Origin of the sequence: Actinoallomurus sp. CA-150999 (assembly GCF_050942425.1) — a bacterium.
Lineage (GTDB): Bacteria > Actinomycetota > Actinomycetes > Streptosporangiales > Streptosporangiaceae > Actinoallomurus.
On sequence record NZ_CP192063.1, the window covers coordinates 9,133,382 to 9,151,806 of the forward strand.

Here is an 18,425-nt window from a genome sequence, read left to right on the forward strand (position 1 = left end):
AGCGAGGCGACGGTGAGCAAGGCGCCGAAGCAGGCCTTGACCTTCACTCTTGGTCCCCGATGGAGCAGGTTCGACGGACTCCCGCGGTGTTCTTGTCACCTCACGGAGGTCGTCATCTGAAGCGTGCCGTGGGATGGCCCTCGAGTCTTTGACCGTCAGTCCACAGGCCTTGACGATCAGTCCACGCCGGGGTCGAAGCTCGGGAGAAGAGCGTTCAGGGCGTCATTCGGCCGCCGCGCCGGACGGTTCGAGCATGTGGAAGCGGTAGTCCCTGGGCGGGAGGTCGTAGACGGCGCGGAAGGCGCGGGTGAAGGTGCTGTGATCGTTGAATCCCCAGCGAGCCGCGATCTGATGGACGGGAGTGAGTCGCTGCGCGGGATCGGCGAGGTCGCGGCGCGCTCGTTCGAGGCGTTGCCGGCGGATCCACGCCGAGACGGTGGTGCTACGTTGCTGGAACAGCCGGTGCAGGTAAGCGACCGAAATGTGGTGGGCGGAGGCGATGGACCGCGGCGTCAGTTCCGGATCACGCAGGTGCCGTTGGACGAACGCCTCGATGCGCAGAAAGAGGGCGTCCTGGCCGGAGTCGTACGGCGTAACGGCGTCGTCATCGAGATGGTGGGCAAGTGACGCGGTCATCAGGTCGGCGACGACACCGCTCAGCCGGGGCACGTCCATCGCCCGGTAGGAGGCGGAGTCCGCGATCAGTCGGGTGAGGAACTGCCTGAGCAGCGCGCCGACACCGTCCTGCCCGGAAAGGGACACACCAAGAATGCTGTCGAGCCGGCGTCCGGGCAATGACACGAGCGCCCGGGGCACTTGCGCGCGCATCAGCGAAGCCGTACCGCCATCACCGGCGATTCGCGCCTGAACCGGATACCGGCTGTCGTACAGCGCGAAATCCCGCGTGCCCAGCATGGCTTCACGGCCGGCCTGGCTCATCACGAGCGGTCCGTGCAGTGGGAACAGCACACAATACAGATCCGGATCGCATTCGCGGACCAGCCGAGGTGTCCGCCGCACTTCAGACGGCGAGCAGGTCAGCTCCACCACGTTGATGTCCGCCAGATCCAGCGCCCGCGCGATGGCGTGGAAGTTCGCCGATTCCGGACTGATGAACCGCATCGGGTGCCCGCTATTGAGCTGGAGCTCATCGAAGGCGGCCTTGCGGTCCTGTGGCGGAAGGTCGTCGCTGCGGAACACCGTTTTGATCACAGGTCCATACTCCTCGAGGAGCGCCGGTGAGGGAACGGTCGCCTCTTCCTGCGCCAGTTCTTCACGTCGGTGAAGCGGTATGTCGGCCGCCGGTGCACGTCAGCTGCGAGATTTCGCGGTGGCGAGTACTTGGGCGGCGTGGTGGTGGTCGCGTCACCTCCGGCCAGACGCTGCTGGTGCACGGCGCCGGGACGACGGTCGGATTCGCCGCCGTGCAGATCGGCCTGATACGCGGCGCCCGGGACACACGCCCTGCACCGTTGAGTGGTGCAGGACGTGTCCTCTTATCGTTCACTCGGAATCGTTGGCGGTCATGGCCGGTAGGCGGGTCCTAGGTTGCCGGCCACCGCCAGCAGTTCGACGCCGCACGTCTGGCGTGCGCCGATCATTGCGGTACCGAAATAGGTGCCCGTCGGGTCGCCCTTGTGAAAAGCGATTTTGAACTGCAGTGTCTTGGATCTGTTCAGTCGAGCTTCAGCGCGGTGGCGAGTCCGTCGAGGAGCGCGGCGAGGCCGCGTTCGAACTGGTCGGCCAGGGTGTCGTCGGTCATCGCGGGTGCGGCCGATTCGGGGTCGTCTGGATGCTCGGTGAGTGCGTTGAGGTGTGGGAACTCCCCGCTGCGGAGCAATTTCCTGCTGTATTCGACGATCGCGGCCGTCGCGTCGGGATTGGATTTCGCCTGATTCGCGCGCGATAGCGACTCGACGGCGTGCAGTGACGCGCCGAGGACGTAGGCGTCCACGGCGGCGATGAATTCGAGCTTCGCCTGTGCAGTGAGGTGGGTGTCGGCGAGTGTGGCGAGGTTTTGCTCCATGTGTCGCAGGGCGTTGGGGCCGAAGGCGGCGCTGGTGAAGACGCTCGGCGACCAGGGATGGGCCAGCAGGGCCTCGCGGGTGCGGCGGGCGATGGCGATCGTGGCCGCTCGCCAGCCGACGTGCAGTTCGGTGTCGGGCACCAGGAGGTCGGCCAGGATCGCGTCCTGCATCAACGCCACGATGTCGGCTTTGTTGCGCACGTAGTAGTAGAGCGTCATCGTGCCCGCGCCCACCTCTGCGGCGATGCGCTTCATGGTGACGGCTTCGAAGCCCTCGGTGTCGGCGATGCGCAGTGCCGACTCGGCGATCTGCTCGCGGGTGAACCGTGGTTTGCGGCCGGCTGGTTGGGGCCGGGCCCAAATCGGCATGTGCTCGACCGCTGACTCCGCTGTTGCCATGCGTACAGCATACGAATAAGCTCCTCGTACCACGTACGAATAAGGCGTACTGCATACGAGGAGTAGGTCATGACACACGACAACGCCATGCACGACGGCCTCCACCAGGCCATGCACCGACTGCCCGGCTTCCCCGACCACGATCAGGCCGAGGAGATCAACCGCAACCGGCCCGGCCGGATTCGCGCGGTCAAAATGAACGCGGCGGGCCGGGGCGCGGCCCAGCGCTGGAGCACCGACCTGAACGCGGCGGGCGCCATCACGGCGGCACGGCTGAACGCCAACGTTGCTGCAACGCGGGCGCACGCCAAGCCGCCGCGTGTTCTCCTCGGCGTACAGGAATTCATCGCGCGCGTCTTCGGCCAAGGCGAGTAGATGGTGCTCGAAGCCGGCTCCGCCGCCGTCACCGCGATCGGCGTCACCAAGCAATTCCCCGGCGGCGCTGGTCTGCACGGCGTCGACATCCACACCTCCGCCGGTACCGTGACCGCGCTGCTCGGCCCCAACGGCGCCGGCAAGACCACGATCGTACGGATCCTGTCGACGCTGCTGCGCCCTGACTCGGGCACCATCCGCGTCGCGGGTCACGACGTGCTGCGCACGCCTGAACGCGTCCGATCCCTCATCGGAGCGACTGGGCAATCGGTCGCTATCGACGCCAGACTCACCGGGCTGGAGAACCTACAGATGTTCGGCCGGCTGCAACGACTGCCCTGGCCGGTGCTGCGGGAGCGGTCGACGAGGCTGCTGGAGACACTCGACCTGGCCGACGCAGGCGGCAGAGCGGTCAAGACCTACTCCGGCGGGATGCGCCGCAAACTCGATCTCGCACTGAGCCTGATCGCCGAACCCACGATCCTGTTTCTCGACGAGCCGACCACCGGCCTGGATCCGGCAAGCCGCCACGCGCTGTGGGAGGTGATCCGCACCTTGGTCCGCCAGGGCACGACGGTGCTGCTCACCACACAGCAGCTCGACGAGGCCGACGCGCTGGCAGACTCGATCATTTTCCTCGACACCGGCCGGGTGGTCGCCACCGGAACCCCGGCCGAGCTGAAAGCGCGTGCCGGAAGCACCCAGCTCATCCTCACCACGGCGGCCGGTGATGACACCACACGACTGGCAACCTGCCTGGCCGGTCACCACACCGTTACCGACATCGACCACCAGACCGTGCGCATCGCCCTGCCCACCACCGGAAACGCCGGCCTGCACGAACTCCGGGCGGTGCTCGACGCGGCGCTGAGCGCAGGAGTCGACATCGTGAGCCACACCGTGCGCGAGCCCGACCTCGACGATGTCTACTTCCAGCTCACCGGACACGCCCGCCCCACCGATCTCAAGGATGCGGCATGACCTCGGGCCCGCTACCGCTGCGCCGGGACTCGCTGTGGTGGATGCTCAGCGACCACTGGGAGATGACACGGCGCAGCCTGCGCCACATCCGCCACGATCCCGAACAACTGATCAACGTCACTCTGCAACCGGTACTGACCGTGGTGGTGATGAACTTCTTGCTCGGCGGGGCGATCAGCACAGGGGGCCGCGAGCGCTACATCGACTTCGTGATGCCCGGGATCCTGATCATCGCAATCGCGTTCGCAGCGGTGACCACTACGACCAGCGTGTCCGCCGACGTAGCCGACGGCGTGGTGGACCGGTTCCGCACACTTCCGATGGCCAAGTCCTCGGTGGTCACCGGTCACGTCGTCGCCGACCTGGCGCGCAGCGCCCTAGGGGCGACCGTCGCCATTGTCGTCGGCATCACGATCGGCTTCCGCCCGCACGCCGGCATCGGCGGCTGGCTCGCCGCGGCCGGCCTATTGGCGGTGACCGCGCTGGGATTGTCCTGGCTGGCCGCGCTGATCGGGTTGCTCGGCAGATCACCCGAGGTCACCCAGCAACTTGCCGCGCTGATCATCCTGCCGGTGTTCTTCAGCAGCGCGCTGGCACCTACCGCCACGATGCCCGGGTGGCTGCGGGTCCTCCTCGCCAACCAGCCGGTCAGCCAGACCATCGACGCGCTCCGCGCGCTGCTGCTGGACCGGCCCGTCGGCGACCATCTGCGGTTGGCGCTGGTCGAGTTCGGCGCAATCAGCGTTGCGGCCGGCATCCTTACAGGGGCGCTGTTCCGACGATCCGCACGGTAGGCGCGCAAGATCACCGATCTGGACGACACCCACCAGGGGTCCAGCCCACATAAGCCCAAAACCCACATTGAGATGATCTTGAAGACCTGACCGGGACTGTACGGTTCGCGCCGGACGGACCCGGCGCCGGCAGAAAGATCTAACAGGGCCTGGACATGACGGCGCCCCGGCGGCGTGGGGGCCGTCCGGGGCGGTTGTCTGTTCGGGGGGTTGCGGGTCGGGGTTGCCGTCACCGGTTGGCGGTCATGGGGATGGTCGGCCGGGGCGCCCGCTGCGGGGTGACGCGCCGGGCCTTGGCGGCCAGGGTTGCGGTGCGGGCCAGCAGCATCGCCAGGGACAGGAAGATCAGGCCGTCGGTCAGCGCGCCGACGGTGATGTGGTTCGTCATTCCCCACTGGACGAGTTGCCTGTTGAAGACGTGGGTGGATCCGTAGGCGAAGTAGATGCGGCCGCCGACGACCGCGGTCCAGATCAGTGCGTACGGGAGGCCGGCCCGCGAGGTGACCTTGCCCGTCCGGTCGTCGTGGGAGACGCGCATCGCGGCGGCAGCGAGTACGCCCAGGGCCAGGCCCGCTGCTGCGAGGGCGATCTCGAGCACGAGGCCGTTGCCGGAGGTGGCGGCGTCCTTGAGGAAGAAGGGGACGATGACGGCCGCGGCGATGAACGGGCGGGCCAGCCGCAGCGCGGTGACCTTGCGGTGGCCGAGGTCGGAGATCAGCACCATGAACAGGATGACGAGGTTGGGGATCAAGACGCTGGCGTCCACGGGAGCTCCTTGGTGAGCGGGTCGGTGTGGTGCGGGACCGGCCGGTCGGTGTGGTGCGGGTTTGCCGGTCTGTTTGGTGCGCTTACGTGGACAACGCTAGGTAGCGGCCCCCTGCCAAGGCGTCTGCCCGGGGGTGGACACCGGGTGGAGGGCGGGTAGAGACCGTCGCGTATACCCGGAGTCCACCGCCCGCCGGCGGGGTTGCGTCCAGGGAGGTGGTGTACGACAGAGCGGCGGGGCCGACCGCCGACGTCGCGGTCAGGCGCGCGCGGCGACCGTGTACTCGAACGCGGTGATCACACCACTCTGGGCGGCCGCGATGAGGGTGCTGCCGTGCGGTCCCTCCACTGTGGCGAAGGCGCGGAGGGTCGCGGCCTGGTCGTCGAGGTCGTCGAAGGGCCGCACTTCGGTGATCAGGGTGTGTGTCTCCATGTCCCAGAACTTCAGCCCGCCGTTCGGGCTCGCGTCCAGGAGCAGCGGCCGTCCGCCGGCCGACGCGGCTTGGACGAGGGCGGGATCGTCCCGGTAATCGTCCATCAGGCCCAGGCTCCGCCGTCCGGCCAGATCCCACAGGTGTCGCCACCCGCCGGCGACGACCGCCACGGGACCTGAGCGGGTGGTGACCAACGCGGCCGACTCGGCTGCACTGTCGCCGGTTCCGAATACGGCGATCCGGGCGCCGTCCAGCAGCCCCCACAGGCTCAGCAGGCCGCTACGGTCGCAGGCCATGACCACCGGGCGGCCGTCGAGCCGGATGATCTCCACGGAATGCACGTCCCGCACGGCGAACGTGGCGACCTGGCGGCGGCTGGTGAGGTCCCAGACGCGGCCGATGTCATCGGCCCCGCCGACGGCGGCCAGAATGTGGCCGTCGACGGTCGTGCAGGCGAGCGATAGCGCCTTGTGCCGCTGGCAGCTCAGCGGCGGCAGTTGCCCTCCGTCGATCCCCCATACCCCCACCTTCCCGGTGTGGTCGGCGGCGGCCACGCCGGGCCGGCCGGCAAAGGAGACACAGCGGACGAGGTCGGGTGAGAACTTCTCGCTTCTGACGAGCGGGGTCAGCGGTGTTCGGGCGGCGATGTCCAGCACATGCAGCCCGCCTTGCATGGCGATGGCGGCCAGCGAACGGCCGTCGACGACGGCGCAGTCGACACTGTCCGTATAGTCGTTCCGTTCGGTGAGGACTCGCCGGTCGCCGAAGCGGACGACCAGCTCCGGCGGTCGTTCGGACGCTCGGCGCCCGGCGACTGGACGGCGGGGCGGCGGGGCGGGCTGGGTCACCGGTGGCCAGGCGGGCGAGGGCGGCAGGCCGGTCAGGTCGACGACCTTGACCTCGCGACCGTGGCTCCCGAGCCCGTACGACACAACGGTGATCAGCCGGTCTGCGATCCACCGGCACACCATGCGGTCCGTCCGCTTGCCGCTCTTGTGCAGCTCGGTCGCCGCCACTTGGCTGAGCGTGCCCAGATCCCAGGTCCACAGATGGCGGTCGCCGGCCACGATGGCGACGGGGCGTCCATCGATGACGGTGCGACTGAGGGCGTCGACGTCCCAGCCGGTCGGCGTGGCCAGGAACACCGGCGCCTCCGGGTCGTCGAGATCCCAGACCGCGGTCCTCCCTCCCTCGGCCGCTGCCAGTACCAGGGACCGGCCGTCGGCCTTGGCGCACATCATCGCCGAGAAGATGTCGGGTCCCTTCGCGCCCGTCGACAGCTCGTGGAGCGGCGACCGCGTCTCCAGATCGGAGATGACGAGCGTGCCGCGCTCGGCGGCGAGCACGACGGGACGACCGTCCAGGACGTCCACGGCCGTGCTGTAGGTGGAGGAGATGGCGATCTCATCGCCCGCACGCTCGATCTCGGCGTTGTCCTGCAGGTCGAAGACGCGCAGGAAGCCCTCGTTGTGGATGGCGGCGGCCACGACCGGGCGGTCGCCGACATGGGCGCATTGAACCCATAGGACCTGGTAGGGGCCGTAGGCCTGATGGGTGTCGATGGTGTGCAGCGGCGTGCAGTCCAGCAGGTCCCAGACGCGCAGCGTGCCGTCGGCGCCACCGGTGACGGCACAGGGACGCCCGCCCAAGATGGTGCAGGACACCGACATGACCCCGGGATCGCTGGGAACCAGACCGGGGCCGTGGCCGTCGAGGGTGCCCAGCCTGGTCCGGGTGGTGAGGTTCCAGACGGCGGTCCGGTTCTCCTCGGCGGCCAGCACAGCCAGCATCACGCCGTCGTGAACCACGCAGTCCATCAGGCCGCCGCTGACCGCCAACGTCTGCGGCTGGGGTGCGGGCACCACCGGCTCAGGCGTAGGCACCACCGGCTCGGGTGTAGGCGCCACCGACTCGGGTGCGGGTCGGTCCGACGAGACCGGGGCAGGGGTCGAGGCGGAGTGGGCGGGCGCCACGGTTCCGGGATCGGGCGGGCGGTGGCGGCCCGTGCCGAACCGGCGGCCGAACCAGCCGGTCGATGCCTTGCGGGTGGGTGTGCGGGTGGGCACAGGCAGCCCTCCCTGGAGGAGCGTGGCCGCCAGCGCCGGCGGCAACCACGTCCCGTCGCTGATCCCCTCGCCGATCCCGCCACCGGTGCCCAGCGCCGCGAGTAGGTCGGCGACGCCGGGCCGCCGCGCCGGGTCCTTGGCGAAGGCGCCGGTGAGCACGCGGCGCAGCCCCTCATCCAGGCCGGTGAGATCGGGCTCCTCGTGCACGATCCGGTACATCACCGCCTGCACGGACCCCTGGCCGAAGGCGCCCGTCCCCGTCGCGACATGCACCAGCACAGCCGCCAGCGAGAACACGTCGCTGGCCGGACCGACCCGTTCGCCGCGCAACTGCTCGGGTGACATGTACGCGGGCGTCCCCATCACCGCGCCGGTGCTGGTGAGGACGCTGTGGTCGGTGGCGGCGGCGATGCCGAAGTCGATGACCCGCGGGCCGTCGGCAGCCAGCAGCACATTGCCCGGCTTGAGGTCGCGATGCACGATCCCGGCCCGATGCACCGCCTCCAGAGCCTCCAGCACGGCCGCACCGAGGGCCTGAACCGAGCCTGACGGCCACGGACCGTGCACGGCGATCGCCTCGGCGAGCGAGGGACCGGGAACAAAGAGGGTGGCCAGCCAGGGCCGGGCTCCCTCGGTGTCGGCCGCCACCACCGGAGCGGTGAACGCCCCGCTCACCCGCTGGGCGGCGGAGACCTCACGGGCGAACCGCCGACGGAACTCCTGGTCGAAGGCCAACTCGTCGCGGATCACCTTGATCGCGACATCGCGCCCGCCACGCGAACGCCCCAGGAAGACCTGCCCCATGCCGCCGGCGCCGAGCCGCCGCACGATCCGGTAAGGGCCGATCTGTCGCGGCGGCTCCGGGAAAGTCATCTCAGCCCTTCATTGTCGAGTAGGCCATGATTGTCGCGGAAATTACCCTTCGCCGCTACCGACTGCCAGGTGTCACCTTGACATTCCCCAGGGGCGACCAGACGCCGAAGCGTACGCTTTATTGCGGCCCCTGCCCGCCGACTCGCGACCGCTCGAAAGCGCCTGGAGACGCCCCCTCGTGCTCCCTTGCGCGCCCCTCACACGAACCCCTACAGGAAGGCCGCGCGGCTTCGGCGCGTTATCCCGGTACATCGCCGCAGCCACCGCTGGACGAGGCTCGGCGTGAACGCCGTCACCCGGAAGGTAACCTCGCCCCGCGGCGACGGCTAACGGACGGCAGGACAGGAACGAAGCCGATCCTGCCGCCGATTGCATCACCTGGAATGAATCTGCCTCACAGGGCCGGGGCCCGCTGAGATCAGGGAGCCATGGATTGGCGCCACGGCAACTTCGAGCCCGCGTTGTCCCGCCAGTACTCGCCCCGGACACCGTTGGGTTGCTGCGCTATCACATCGAAGTTTCCGGGGCCGCTCCAGCCATGGCTCTGGATCACGCTGACGTTCTGGTAAGTCGTTCCGTTACCGAACTCGACCGTGTTGTCGCGAAGGTTGCCAGGGCTCCACGGGTACCCCGAGGCATCATTGTTGCGATACCAGACGCCGACGCCGCCGCCGACATATGGCGCGGCCACCTCGAAGTTACCGCGCTTACCGAAGGTGCTCTGGATCAAGGCGGGAGTGCCTATGCGCACGAAACCCGACTTGGTGAGCATCGTCGGCCCGTGCCAACCGTGGCCGTCCCGGTAGAAATGCGCCAGGTCGGCGCCGATAACTCGCCCATTACGGGTCGTCGCGACGACGTCGAGGTTGCCACCGAAGTTACCGCTCTGGATGAGAGCAACCCCGCTGAAGTACTGGTTTCCGGAAGGCTGGATGAAGGTCGGCGCGCTCCAGGGATTCCCGGCGGTGTGGTTGTTCCTCCACCAGTGCATGAGCCCATGCCCGAATGAGGCCGCGACGACTTCGAAGTTGCCGGACGCGCTTTGGATAAGTGCTCCATTACCGTACATGCTCGTTGCACCCGGTAGGGTCACGCCGGCATGCCAGCCGTTCTTGTCGCGGTAGAAGTGCCGCAGTTCCGTGTGCGGTGCCCTACCGACCGGCGCGATGCCTTCGAGGTTGCCGTTCTGGCGGTTCTGGATGATCGAGATCGGCCGCTGAACGCCGGTCAGGTTCTTCAGGACGTGTTCCGGGCCGTGCCAGGGGTTGCCTGGAGCGTCGTTATCGCGCCACCAGTGCAACAGGCCGACGCCCGTATTGTCCGCAGTGACGTACTCGAAGTTGCCGCGCTTGCCGAAAGTGCTTTGGATAAGTGAGCCGCTCGATGTTGCCGGGAGTGGTCGCGGTGCCGCATTCGCCGTGGCAGGTGTTACAGCCAGCGCGGTCAGGGTCAGGCCGAGCACGGCTAGTGCGGATTGCCACCCTCTCTTGTGCATGCATGTCCTCTCAGCGGGGTCTGCGAAGGCGTTCTGCCTGCGCCAGATACTCCTCCTTCCCGCCAACCGACGCATGTCCCCTATTTGCTCTACAACGCTCGAAGGTCTTTCAGTCCCCACTTTGAAGCGTGCGACCGGCTCCCCTCGGGGCCGGGGCGCTACAGGCGAAATCCGCATAAGCCGCCGCGCTGGATTGCCGTCGCCGTTGACTCCTTGCCGCCGGTGCGGCCGGCCGGGCGCCGGAATTGCCGGGATTTGCGCGTCCACAGTGGCGGCAAAGCCCCGCCTCACCGTGTACCGCCTCGAATATTCGGTCACGTGGCCTAAGTTGCGCCGATCACCGTGGTCGCTCGCGTGCCGGAACTTGGTACTTCTGCCCCTGGCAGCGCCGGAGCGGCGTTGCGCCTGCGGAGAATCTCATCCGTGCAGCTCACGCGGCATGCTCGTACACGTTGAGGATTCCGCCGAGCCGTTGGCGTCGCAGGTCGTTCAGGCAGGCGATCTGGTCCGGATCACTGATCACGGCGCCAGGTCTGTACCCACCGCTCCAGATGCCCGATCCGGGCGGGGCCGGGCGCAACCATCGGCGGTCGTCGTCACAGCGCAGCAAGACCTGGGCCGTGGCGATGCGGATGAGTTCGGCATCGCTGAGCGGCCGGGGCCGGCTCGGCCCCGGCCGGCTCCGCTTTGGGCGGGGCATGGTCGTCCAGCTGGACGTCGAGTTCGATCAGAAGGGCGTCCAGGTCCGTCTTCGCACACCGATCGTGGGCGCCCTTCGTCGTGGTCGCAGCCCGTTCAGGAAATCCCATCAACGATCTAGGCCGTAAGCGTGGTCCAGAAGTCTGGGTCCTCAGTGAGAGTGGTCGTGCGGCTGCGCTCGGAGCGGTTACCGGAGCGCTCCCCGGCCATCGGCATCAAGGGCATGCCCTCCTCCGCGGCCGCCGCTTCGCTCGCCTGGATGGCAGCCGCCTCGCGCGCCTGGATGAGGCCCGCTTCCTCGGCCGACCCGATCACACCCGCCATGAAGGGATTGAGGGCTGGAATGCCGTTACTCGGTCCGAGCGGCACCGCGCCGGTGAGGGCCGGATTGCTCGTGAGGCCACCAAGCAAATTCGCGGGATTCAGCGCACCGGCCAGGACCGTACCATTGCCCGCAGTGGTGCTGTGTTCCGAGGTGGCGGACTTGGCCGAGGTGCCGTGCTTGGCCGAGGTGCCGTGCTTGGCCGATGAGCTCGCCCCTTGTTTCGCGATCGGCATCATCTTGAGTACGGCAGCGCCGATCTCAAGGGCCGCGACGGCAGAGGCGGCCCCCGTGATCGCCAGGTCCGCAGCCGCCTCGGGATCGCGCGACCCCGGCACAGGAGTGGGATACACCTTTCCCTGGAAGGGCTTCAGCGCCGCACCGTACGTGACGAGAGTGTCGCCAATGGTATTGAGTGCACTCTGAATACTGCCGCTGGACACCGTCAGATCGGACATGGTGTTCTTGGCTTTGCTCGCCGCGACCCCGCTCCACGTCGTGTCACCCGTAAACAACTGCTGGTGGGCGGTATCGATGGTGGAGCCCAGGGTTCCGTACAGGCTTGATATTTCCTTGATGGCGCTACCACACCCGATGATCGCGTCCGAGTTGATCGCCGCGAATAGCGACTCCGCGACTTCCGCGATTGGCACGAGCGAACCTCCTTGGAATCGTTCGTCTTACGGGTTGGGGATAATGGACTCCAGATGAGATATAATGGCGCAGTTCTCGGCCTCGGTCGCGTGGTACCGTTTCCCGGCCTCGGAAATATTGTCGGCGGCGGTCTGAACGCTTTTGGCGTGATTCTCATGCGCTGCGGCCGCGACTCCAAGCGCCATTCCGATAGCGGCTGCGAGCTCTATTCCGGTGGGCCACATGCCGACGAGGGCTTCGGAAACTCCGAGACCTGCCAGCTGATTCGAGGTGCCGGAAAGAGGTTCGAGGCCGTCTGACACGGTGCTCGCCGCACCGTTGAAGACCGACCGATCCGGAAACTGCAGTTTTTCGCGTTCACTCATCGCGTCATCCTCGGGTGATCATCAGCTCCCGCTGAGACTGTGCCTGCGTTCCAGGGACCATCGTAGTCTCTAACACACAGTCTTGTCTGTAAGAGGGTGGCCGACACGGGCCTTCGAGTGCCGGCCCACGCCACGCTTGGGCTGACTCTGAGGCGCGAGTCACGGCGGGACTGCCCGCTCCGGTCACACCGAAGATCGCCGGCTTCGTGCCGTAGGTGCCCGAGTAGGAGATCCCGGCCGCCTGGTCGAGATCCTGACCTGCCTCGACCGCCGCCCGCTCAACACTCACCTTCGGTGCCGCGTCGGACCGGCGAACTCGACGGCCGTCCGGTCAGGGAAGGTTTCCGCGAACGGTATCGCTCGACCGCGGATTCACCTGTTGGTGTTGGTCGCCCATGTCACATTGTGGCCGTTGTAGATCACCATGTTGTCGTCGGCCTGGAGCACCAGCGTCGCGCCATCGTGGCCGGACGTTCCCGACGCCCAGACCGCCTGTCTGCCGTTGACGTAGACGACCAGATTGCCGTCGCTCTGGAACTCGGCGTACGCACCGGCGTGATGCGTCCCGCTGGACCAGATGATCTTGCTGCTCGTGTCGCGCAGCACGAGGTCGCCGCCCGTCTGCATGGTCAACGCGAGGCGGTTCGTGCGCAGGGTCTTACCCACGTTGAGGTCGTACGGCGCATGCACTTCGAGTGCAAACGGATTCCCGCCCGACATCGGCTTCTCACTCGCCGGAACGCCCTTGCGGGCGGCTTTACCCGAGGGACCGCCCTTGTTGGCCGCATGGGCGCGAGGTGAGGGTTTGCCGGAGGCCTTGGGCTCGGCGCTCTTGGGGGCCGCCGACTTGTCCGTCGCGTGTGCTGAGGGTGTCGGGGTCGGGGTGGCCGACGGGGACATGGAGGTGTACGCGCCCGGCGGAGGCTGCTGGCCGTTACCGGCCAGCACCCTGTCGGCAGTCCCCGAGGCGGGGTGCTTCTTGGCGTGGCGCGAGCCCGTGCCGATCAGCAGGATCGGGACCGCGAGCAGGACGGCCCCGCCGATCGCGACCGCGGCCAGCACGGGTTTCTTCGGCCGGTCCGGCGGCATCTCGTCGGCGTTCGCCGCACCGGTCTGCGGGGCGACCTCCACCGCGACGTCCGTCGCCGGGGCGGGGTCCTCCTGCTCCTTCGCCGCCGACGGTGTGTCCTTCGGCCGCTCTTCGGTCTCGTCGGCCTTCTTCTCGTCGGCCTTCTTCTCGGCGGGCTTCTTCTCCTCGACGGCCTTCTTCTCCTCGGTGGCGGACCGGTCGCCGTCGTGGGCCGACTCGGCGCCGCCGGCCGGCGCCAGGTCTCCTGCCTCCTCGATGTCCGCCTTGGGCAGTTCCACCGGCCGGCGGATACCGAGCGACTCCACGCGTTCGCCGGGTCCTGACTGCGAAGACAAGATCGCTCTCCTTAGGTCTGAATCAGATCGCGGGCGGCATCGGGTCCAGCGGCGCGCCGACCGGGTGCTGCGGGACGTCCCTCCCGATGAGGGCACGTGCCGGCGCAGCGCTTCGTCGAGCCGCTCCAGCGTGGCTCGGTCGGCGTGGTCCAGAGCCCCGGCCCGGCCGGTCCCCGGTCCGCATCCTCCGGCGGGTCACGATCTACCTCCGGTGACGGATTCGGTCGCGGCGAGAGAGAGGGCGGTCGTCCGTGCACCTCCTCCACGCGACGGCGCGGCGGTCCAATGTCGGCCCCTCGCCCCGTACGCAGGCGGTATCGGCGGTAGGCCGACCCCTCGGTAAGGCATACGAATCCCACCGTGTTCGGGTTCACCAACGGACGGCTCCATTTTCGGGCGAATACCACCGATCTTTCCCGAGTACGCCCGGCGGCTTCGCGCTGCTCGACGACGCCGTCGCGGCGTACGGGTGCGCGTCTTCGGTCGAGACGACCTGGTTCAGGAGCCGCGAGTATCGGGGGCGACGGGGATTGGTACGCTCGCGGCCGGCATGGAATGACGCGAGGTGCCCCTACGAGGGGAGAATCGGGAAGCCGGTGAAATTCCGGCACGGGCCCGCCGCGGTAACCGGGGAGCCGCCGTCCACGCGCGCACGCGCAGCCACTGGCCGCCAGGCCGGGAAGGCGGATGGTCAGGCATCGATCCGGAAGTCCGAAGACCGGCCTCGCTCCACCGGCCACCGCCACGGTGGCCTGACGCAGCGGGAGCCTGCCCATGAACGCCGGCATCTACGACGTGGTCCACCGTCGCCGTGACGTGCGCGCCCAGTTCACCGGCGCGCCGATACCAGAAGACGTCCTCCACCGGATCTTGACGGCTGCGCACGCCGCGCCCAGTGTCGGGCTCTCCCAACCCTGGGACTTCATCATCGTGGAGGACCCGGCCGTACGGCGCGCCTTCCATGACCACGTCCAGCACGAACGCACCACGTTCGCCGCCACCCTCACCACGGCCGCCGCCGACCATTTCGCCCGGATAAAGATCGACGGTGTACTGGAGAGCAGCCTGTCGATCGTGGTCACCTACGATCCCGACCGGGGCAGCCCCGCGGTCTTGGGCCGACACGCCATCGCCGACGCGGGACTGTACTCGGTCTGCCTGGCCATCCAGAACCTATGGCTGGCCGCCACCGCCGAGGACCTGGGCGTCGGCTGGGTGTCCTTCTACCGCGAACCGCACCTGCGTCAGCTGCTCGGTATTCCGACCGGAATCCGGCCCGTCGCCTGGCTGTGTGTAGGGCCGGTCACCCATCTGGAGGCCGTGCCGGATCTCGAACGGCACGGCTGGCGCCACCGTCGCCCCGTGGAGGCGGCGATCCATCACAACCGCTGGTGAGCCCCGCAGGGCGTCACCGGAGGTCACCGCAGGTTCGTAGTGCCCCACGCGCATGGGTCATGTCCCTGGATGTGGTGCACGAAGGGAGCGCAAGGCGCGTGGGCTGGACGGCCTTCGGCTCCACGCCGGCTGCCGGTACCGGCGTCGCCGCCCCGTACCGTAGGTCATGCGGCCGGATCGTGGGGTCGTGCTCAGCCCGTTTCGGCCTCGGTCCGTGGTGCTCGAGTCAGGGTGAGAGCGCTACCTGCCACGCCGATAACGATGATCGCGATGGCCACGCTGATCCCGCCCTCATGGTCCCAGTAGACGTCCTTGAGCTCGATCAGCAGGGCGGCCTCGTCGACGACAAGAGCGAGCCCGATGCCGAAGGCCAGGCCCATCCACATGCGCCAGCGAGGGGAGCGCTCGACGAGTCCGCATGCTCCCACGGCGATCAGCGCCAAGATGCCCCAGATGTAGTGGTGGATGTGCACGCCACCGACCCGGACATTCCCCAGGCCGGCGACGTGGACGTGGATCGCCCAAGTCAGCAGGCGCAGCCCGGCGAACGTCGCGGTGAATCCCCACCAGGCCAGCACCAGTCCCCGCCGGGTCGGATGAACGTCCCGCAACCGGCGTGGGCGACGCTGTTCCAAGCGGCGGGCCTTGTGGTCTCGCGGCACCTGTTCGGTCACTCGGCGAGCGTACTTCGACTCATCGGCTCTTCGCGGTCACGGTGGCCGGCTGTACCCGGAATGACGTAGGGCCGGGAAGCTCTCAGTCCTACGGTGCGGGTATGACCTCCGAATCCGGCGTCATCATCCTTGAGATCGATGGCATGAGGCTGATCGGGGGCCAGACTGTAAAGCATCGATCGGCGCGGATTCGGGGAGGCATTGGGTGCGAGACCATCCGGGGCGATGGTTTGTCATCCTGGTCGTGGCTGTCGCCGCGGCGTTCTGGGTGCTGAAACACGGCGGAGATGATTCCGGCGGCATGCGACCAACCGGGTCCGGCAGGTCCGGCGTCGCATCGACACCGAGTGGCAAGGCTCCTGGCCGATCGGATTCGACGTCGGATTCGAACGACCCCTCGCGCTTTGCCGCACAGGTCATCAAGCACGCACGCGAGGCCAGGATCAGCCCGAAACTGCTGATGGCGATCCTGTACAACGAATCGGACAAGCCACACGACCCGGGCTTCGAACGCGCCTGGCAGAAGATCAAGCCAGATGCCGCGTTCGGCATCGCCGACATGCACCGGCCTGCGTTCAATGAGGTCAAACACGGCCGCAGCTTCGCCAACCGGAGCTGGGAGGAACTTCCTGACGACCCCGACCTCGCGATCACTGCCGCGGCCTGGTATCTGCACGACCTGGCTACCGACTTGCCCGCCAAATGGTCCGGGCCGTACACCCGAAATGAGTTGCTGGCTCTCGGCTACAACGCCGGGCCCGGCACCATGAGGGCATTCGCCCGCGGTGCTAAACCTGGTGACGTCGCCCAGTCCTACCTGGACCGCCTACGTCAGAACTGGGCAACGGCCGAACGGGCCCTCCGCCGTTAGCAGCGAGCATTTATAGCCGTGTCCGGTGATGTTCAGGTGGCTCGCACCACTTGCGTCATGCCTTCGTCCTGGATCGGTTGTGGTGCGGGCCGTCGGGCGGTGTCGCTGACGCGGATGAGGATGGCGACGAGCACCCAGTTCGACAGCAGCGCTGAACCACCTTGGGCCAGGAACGGGGTGGTGACGCCGGCCGTCAGGGGAATGAGCCCGGTGACGCTGGCGATGATCAGGAAGACCTGAAGGGCGAAGATGAAGGAGATCCCGCCGGTGAACAGCTTCAGGAACGGATCGCGGGTGGTCAGCGCCGCCTTCATCCCGCGCTCCACGAGTAGCGCGAAGACCAGCAGGATCACCATGAGTCCGGTGAGCCCGAGTTCTTCGCCGAAGGAGTCGAAGATGTAGTCGGCGTAACTGACCGGGGTGAGGTACGGCTGGCCCTGCCCGAGCCCGGTGCCGAGCACGCCCCCTTGGGCGAGGGAGAACATACCCCGCATGGGCTGGCCGCTGTCGGCATAGTGCCCGCCCAGAGCGGCGCATTTGCTCACGAAGTCGCTCGTCTGCGATGTCGCGTGGATGAGGGCGGCCTGGGTCTGCTGGTTGATCACCTTGGCGCCGATGGCGCAGCCGCCGTCGAAGTACGCTTGCGGGTGCGACCACACGGCGAACCGTTGGTTGACATGGCCGAGGAAGGGCAGCTGGGTCGCGGCGTACGCACCGGCCGAGAACAGCCCGCCGCCGATCAGCACCCACGAGATTCGCTCGGTCGCGATGTAGAGCATCGCGATGAAGAGGCCGAAGAACAACACGCCTTGGCCGAGGTCCTTCTCCAGTACGAGGACGCCCACACTGATCAACCAGATGACCAGGATCGGGCCGAGATCCCGGCCGCGCGGCAGCGCCAGGGGGCCGATTCGCCTGCCGACCAGGGACAGCGCGTCGCGCTTGGTGACCAGGTAGCCGGCGAAGAAGGCGATCAGGGCGATCTTGGCGAACTCCCCCGGCTGGATCGAGAACCCGCCGAGCCGAAGCCAGACCTTCGCGCCGCCCGCGCCGCTGATGCTGGACGGCAGCAGACCGGGAAGGACCAGGAAGAACAGGCCGGCCGCACCGATGGTGTACCGGTAGCGCTGCAGCACCCGAAGATCACGCAGGACCAACAGCACCGCCGCGAAGGCGATGATGCTGATGGCGGTCCACATCAGCTGGTTCGCTGCCGAAGCGTTGATCGGGTAGCACTGCTCGCCCGCCGCCTTCGCCGCGACGCAGTTCTTGCTGTGCTGCAGGTCGAGCCGGTAGATCATGGCCAGCCCGAGCCCGTTCAAGAACACCGCGAACGGCAGCAAGAGTGGATCGGCGTACGGCGCGAACCTGGCGATGAGCACATACGCGATCGCCACCAGGGCGGCGAGCCCGCCGCCGTAGCCGAACATCCCGGCCGGCAACTGCCCATCTCGCGCCAGCCCCACCTGCGCGAAAGCGGCCAGCGCGACCGTCACGGCGAATCCCAGCATCACGAGCTGGGCACCACGGCGAGGACGACCCGTTATGTGAACTTCAGGCTCAGCATCCACTAGCACTTCCTCATCTTCCTGGCGGCGCGCCGGCGGAGGGCCGGTAAGCACGGCGGCCTTCATCGCCGACCAGAAGACCGGCCACGATGTACGGCACGCCATCGCCGGCCAGGCCCTGGGCGCCTCGCAACCGTGGTTCTCTCCAAGTGGCGCCCAGCAACTGCCCCATACAGCGACACAAGCCGCATGACAACGGATGTCCGCATCTCGGGGGAAGCTCAGGAGATCATGATCCCGACCC

General features: G+C 67.8%; 15 protein-coding genes, 1 pseudogene and 1 riboswitch. Of the genes and pseudogenes, 5 read left to right on the forward strand and 11 right to left on the reverse strand.

The genetic code is table 11. The features are described from left to right. Positions 1 to 222 precede the first annotated feature (222 nt). A complete protein-coding gene (locus tag ACQP2O_RS42210; RefSeq protein WP_433174826.1) occupies positions 223 to 1,200 on the reverse strand; it encodes a helix-turn-helix domain-containing protein in 978 nt (325 codons plus the stop codon). 475 nt (positions 1,201 to 1,675) lie between these two features. Beyond that, positions 1,676 to 2,425: a TetR/AcrR family transcriptional regulator gene (locus ACQP2O_RS42215; protein WP_433174827.1), complete on the reverse strand. Its 750-nt coding sequence runs from the start codon at positions 2,423 to 2,425 to the stop codon at positions 1,676 to 1,678. A 69-nt stretch (positions 2,426 to 2,494) separates the two neighbouring features. Between ACQP2O_RS42215 and ACQP2O_RS42220 the strand changes: the two genes are divergently transcribed. From ACQP2O_RS42220 to ACQP2O_RS42230, 3 genes are read left to right on the forward strand one after another with little or no spacing between them, the layout of a single operon-like run. Beyond that, positions 2,495 to 2,800 (forward strand): hypothetical protein, encoded by a 306-nt coding sequence (locus ACQP2O_RS42220; protein ID WP_433174828.1) that lies wholly within the window; start codon positions 2,495 to 2,497, stop codon positions 2,798 to 2,800. Next, positions 2,801 to 3,781, forward strand: coding sequence for an ATP-binding cassette domain-containing protein (locus ACQP2O_RS42225; RefSeq protein ID WP_433174829.1), 981 nt, complete (start codon positions 2,801 to 2,803; stop codon positions 3,779 to 3,781). Further along, positions 3,778 to 4,575, forward strand: coding sequence for an ABC transporter permease (locus tag ACQP2O_RS42230; protein WP_433174830.1), 798 nt, complete (start codon positions 3,778 to 3,780; stop codon positions 4,573 to 4,575). The genes ACQP2O_RS42225 and ACQP2O_RS42230 overlap by 4 nt, the downstream gene beginning before the upstream one ends. Positions 4,576 to 4,804: 229 nt before the next feature. On the opposite strand, the gene ACQP2O_RS42235 is transcribed toward ACQP2O_RS42230, so the two are convergent. The 7 genes and pseudogenes from ACQP2O_RS42235 to ACQP2O_RS42265 all read right to left on the reverse strand — a co-directional run bounded on the left by ACQP2O_RS42235 (position 4,805) and on the right by ACQP2O_RS42265 (position 13,673). Further along, a complete protein-coding gene (locus ACQP2O_RS42235) occupies positions 4,805 to 5,341 on the reverse strand; it encodes a hypothetical protein (RefSeq protein ID WP_433174831.1) in 537 nt (178 codons plus the stop codon). Between the two features lie 258 nt (positions 5,342 to 5,599). Further along, a complete protein-coding gene (locus tag ACQP2O_RS42240) occupies positions 5,600 to 8,713 on the reverse strand; it encodes a WD40 repeat domain-containing serine/threonine protein kinase (RefSeq protein WP_433174832.1) in 3,114 nt (1,037 codons plus the stop codon). 418 nt (positions 8,714 to 9,131) lie between these two features. Next, on the reverse strand, positions 9,132 to 10,208 hold the full coding sequence (locus ACQP2O_RS42245; RefSeq protein WP_433174833.1) for a hypothetical protein: 1,077 nt from the start codon (positions 10,206 to 10,208) through the stop codon (positions 9,132 to 9,134). A 548-nt stretch (positions 10,209 to 10,756) separates the two neighbouring features. After that, positions 10,757 to 11,017, reverse strand: a pseudogene (locus ACQP2O_RS42250) (hypothetical protein); the annotation flags it as partial. A gap of 7 nt (positions 11,018 to 11,024) precedes the next feature. Next, positions 11,025 to 11,882 carry a hypothetical protein gene (locus ACQP2O_RS42255; protein ID WP_433174834.1) on the reverse strand — a complete coding sequence of 286 codons (858 nt, stop codon included), beginning with the start codon at positions 11,880 to 11,882 and terminating at the stop codon, positions 11,025 to 11,027. Positions 11,883 to 11,909: 27 nt separating this feature from the next. Next, positions 11,910 to 12,248: a hypothetical protein gene (locus ACQP2O_RS42260; protein ID WP_433174835.1), complete on the reverse strand. Its 339-nt coding sequence runs from the start codon at positions 12,246 to 12,248 to the stop codon at positions 11,910 to 11,912. Between the two features lie 372 nt (positions 12,249 to 12,620). Further along, on the reverse strand, positions 12,621 to 13,673 hold the full coding sequence (locus tag ACQP2O_RS42265; RefSeq protein WP_433174836.1) for a hypothetical protein: 1,053 nt from the start codon (positions 13,671 to 13,673) through the stop codon (positions 12,621 to 12,623). Between the two features lie 546 nt (positions 13,674 to 14,219). Continuing rightward, positions 14,220 to 14,414, forward strand: a riboswitch (cobalamin riboswitch). Between the two features lie 33 nt (positions 14,415 to 14,447). Between ACQP2O_RS42265 and bluB the strand changes: the two genes are divergently transcribed. Continuing rightward, positions 14,448 to 15,068, forward strand: coding sequence for a 5,6-dimethylbenzimidazole synthase (gene bluB / locus ACQP2O_RS42270; RefSeq protein ID WP_433174837.1), 621 nt, complete (start codon positions 14,448 to 14,450; stop codon positions 15,066 to 15,068). 191 nt (positions 15,069 to 15,259) lie between these two features. On the opposite strand, the gene ACQP2O_RS42275 is transcribed toward bluB, so the two are convergent. Beyond that, a complete protein-coding gene (locus ACQP2O_RS42275) occupies positions 15,260 to 15,742 on the reverse strand; it encodes a hypothetical protein (RefSeq protein WP_433174838.1) in 483 nt (160 codons plus the stop codon). 205 nt (positions 15,743 to 15,947) lie between these two features. Between ACQP2O_RS42275 and ACQP2O_RS42280 the strand changes: the two genes are divergently transcribed. Beyond that, positions 15,948 to 16,613, forward strand: coding sequence for a transglycosylase SLT domain-containing protein (locus ACQP2O_RS42280; protein WP_433174840.1), 666 nt, complete (start codon positions 15,948 to 15,950; stop codon positions 16,611 to 16,613). Between the two features lie 32 nt (positions 16,614 to 16,645). Here ACQP2O_RS42280 and ACQP2O_RS42285 read toward each other — a convergent pair whose 3' ends face one another. Beyond that, positions 16,646 to 18,124, reverse strand: coding sequence for an FtsW/RodA/SpoVE family cell cycle protein (locus ACQP2O_RS42285; RefSeq protein WP_433191336.1), 1,479 nt, complete (start codon positions 18,122 to 18,124; stop codon positions 16,646 to 16,648). Positions 18,125 to 18,425 lie beyond the last annotated feature (301 nt).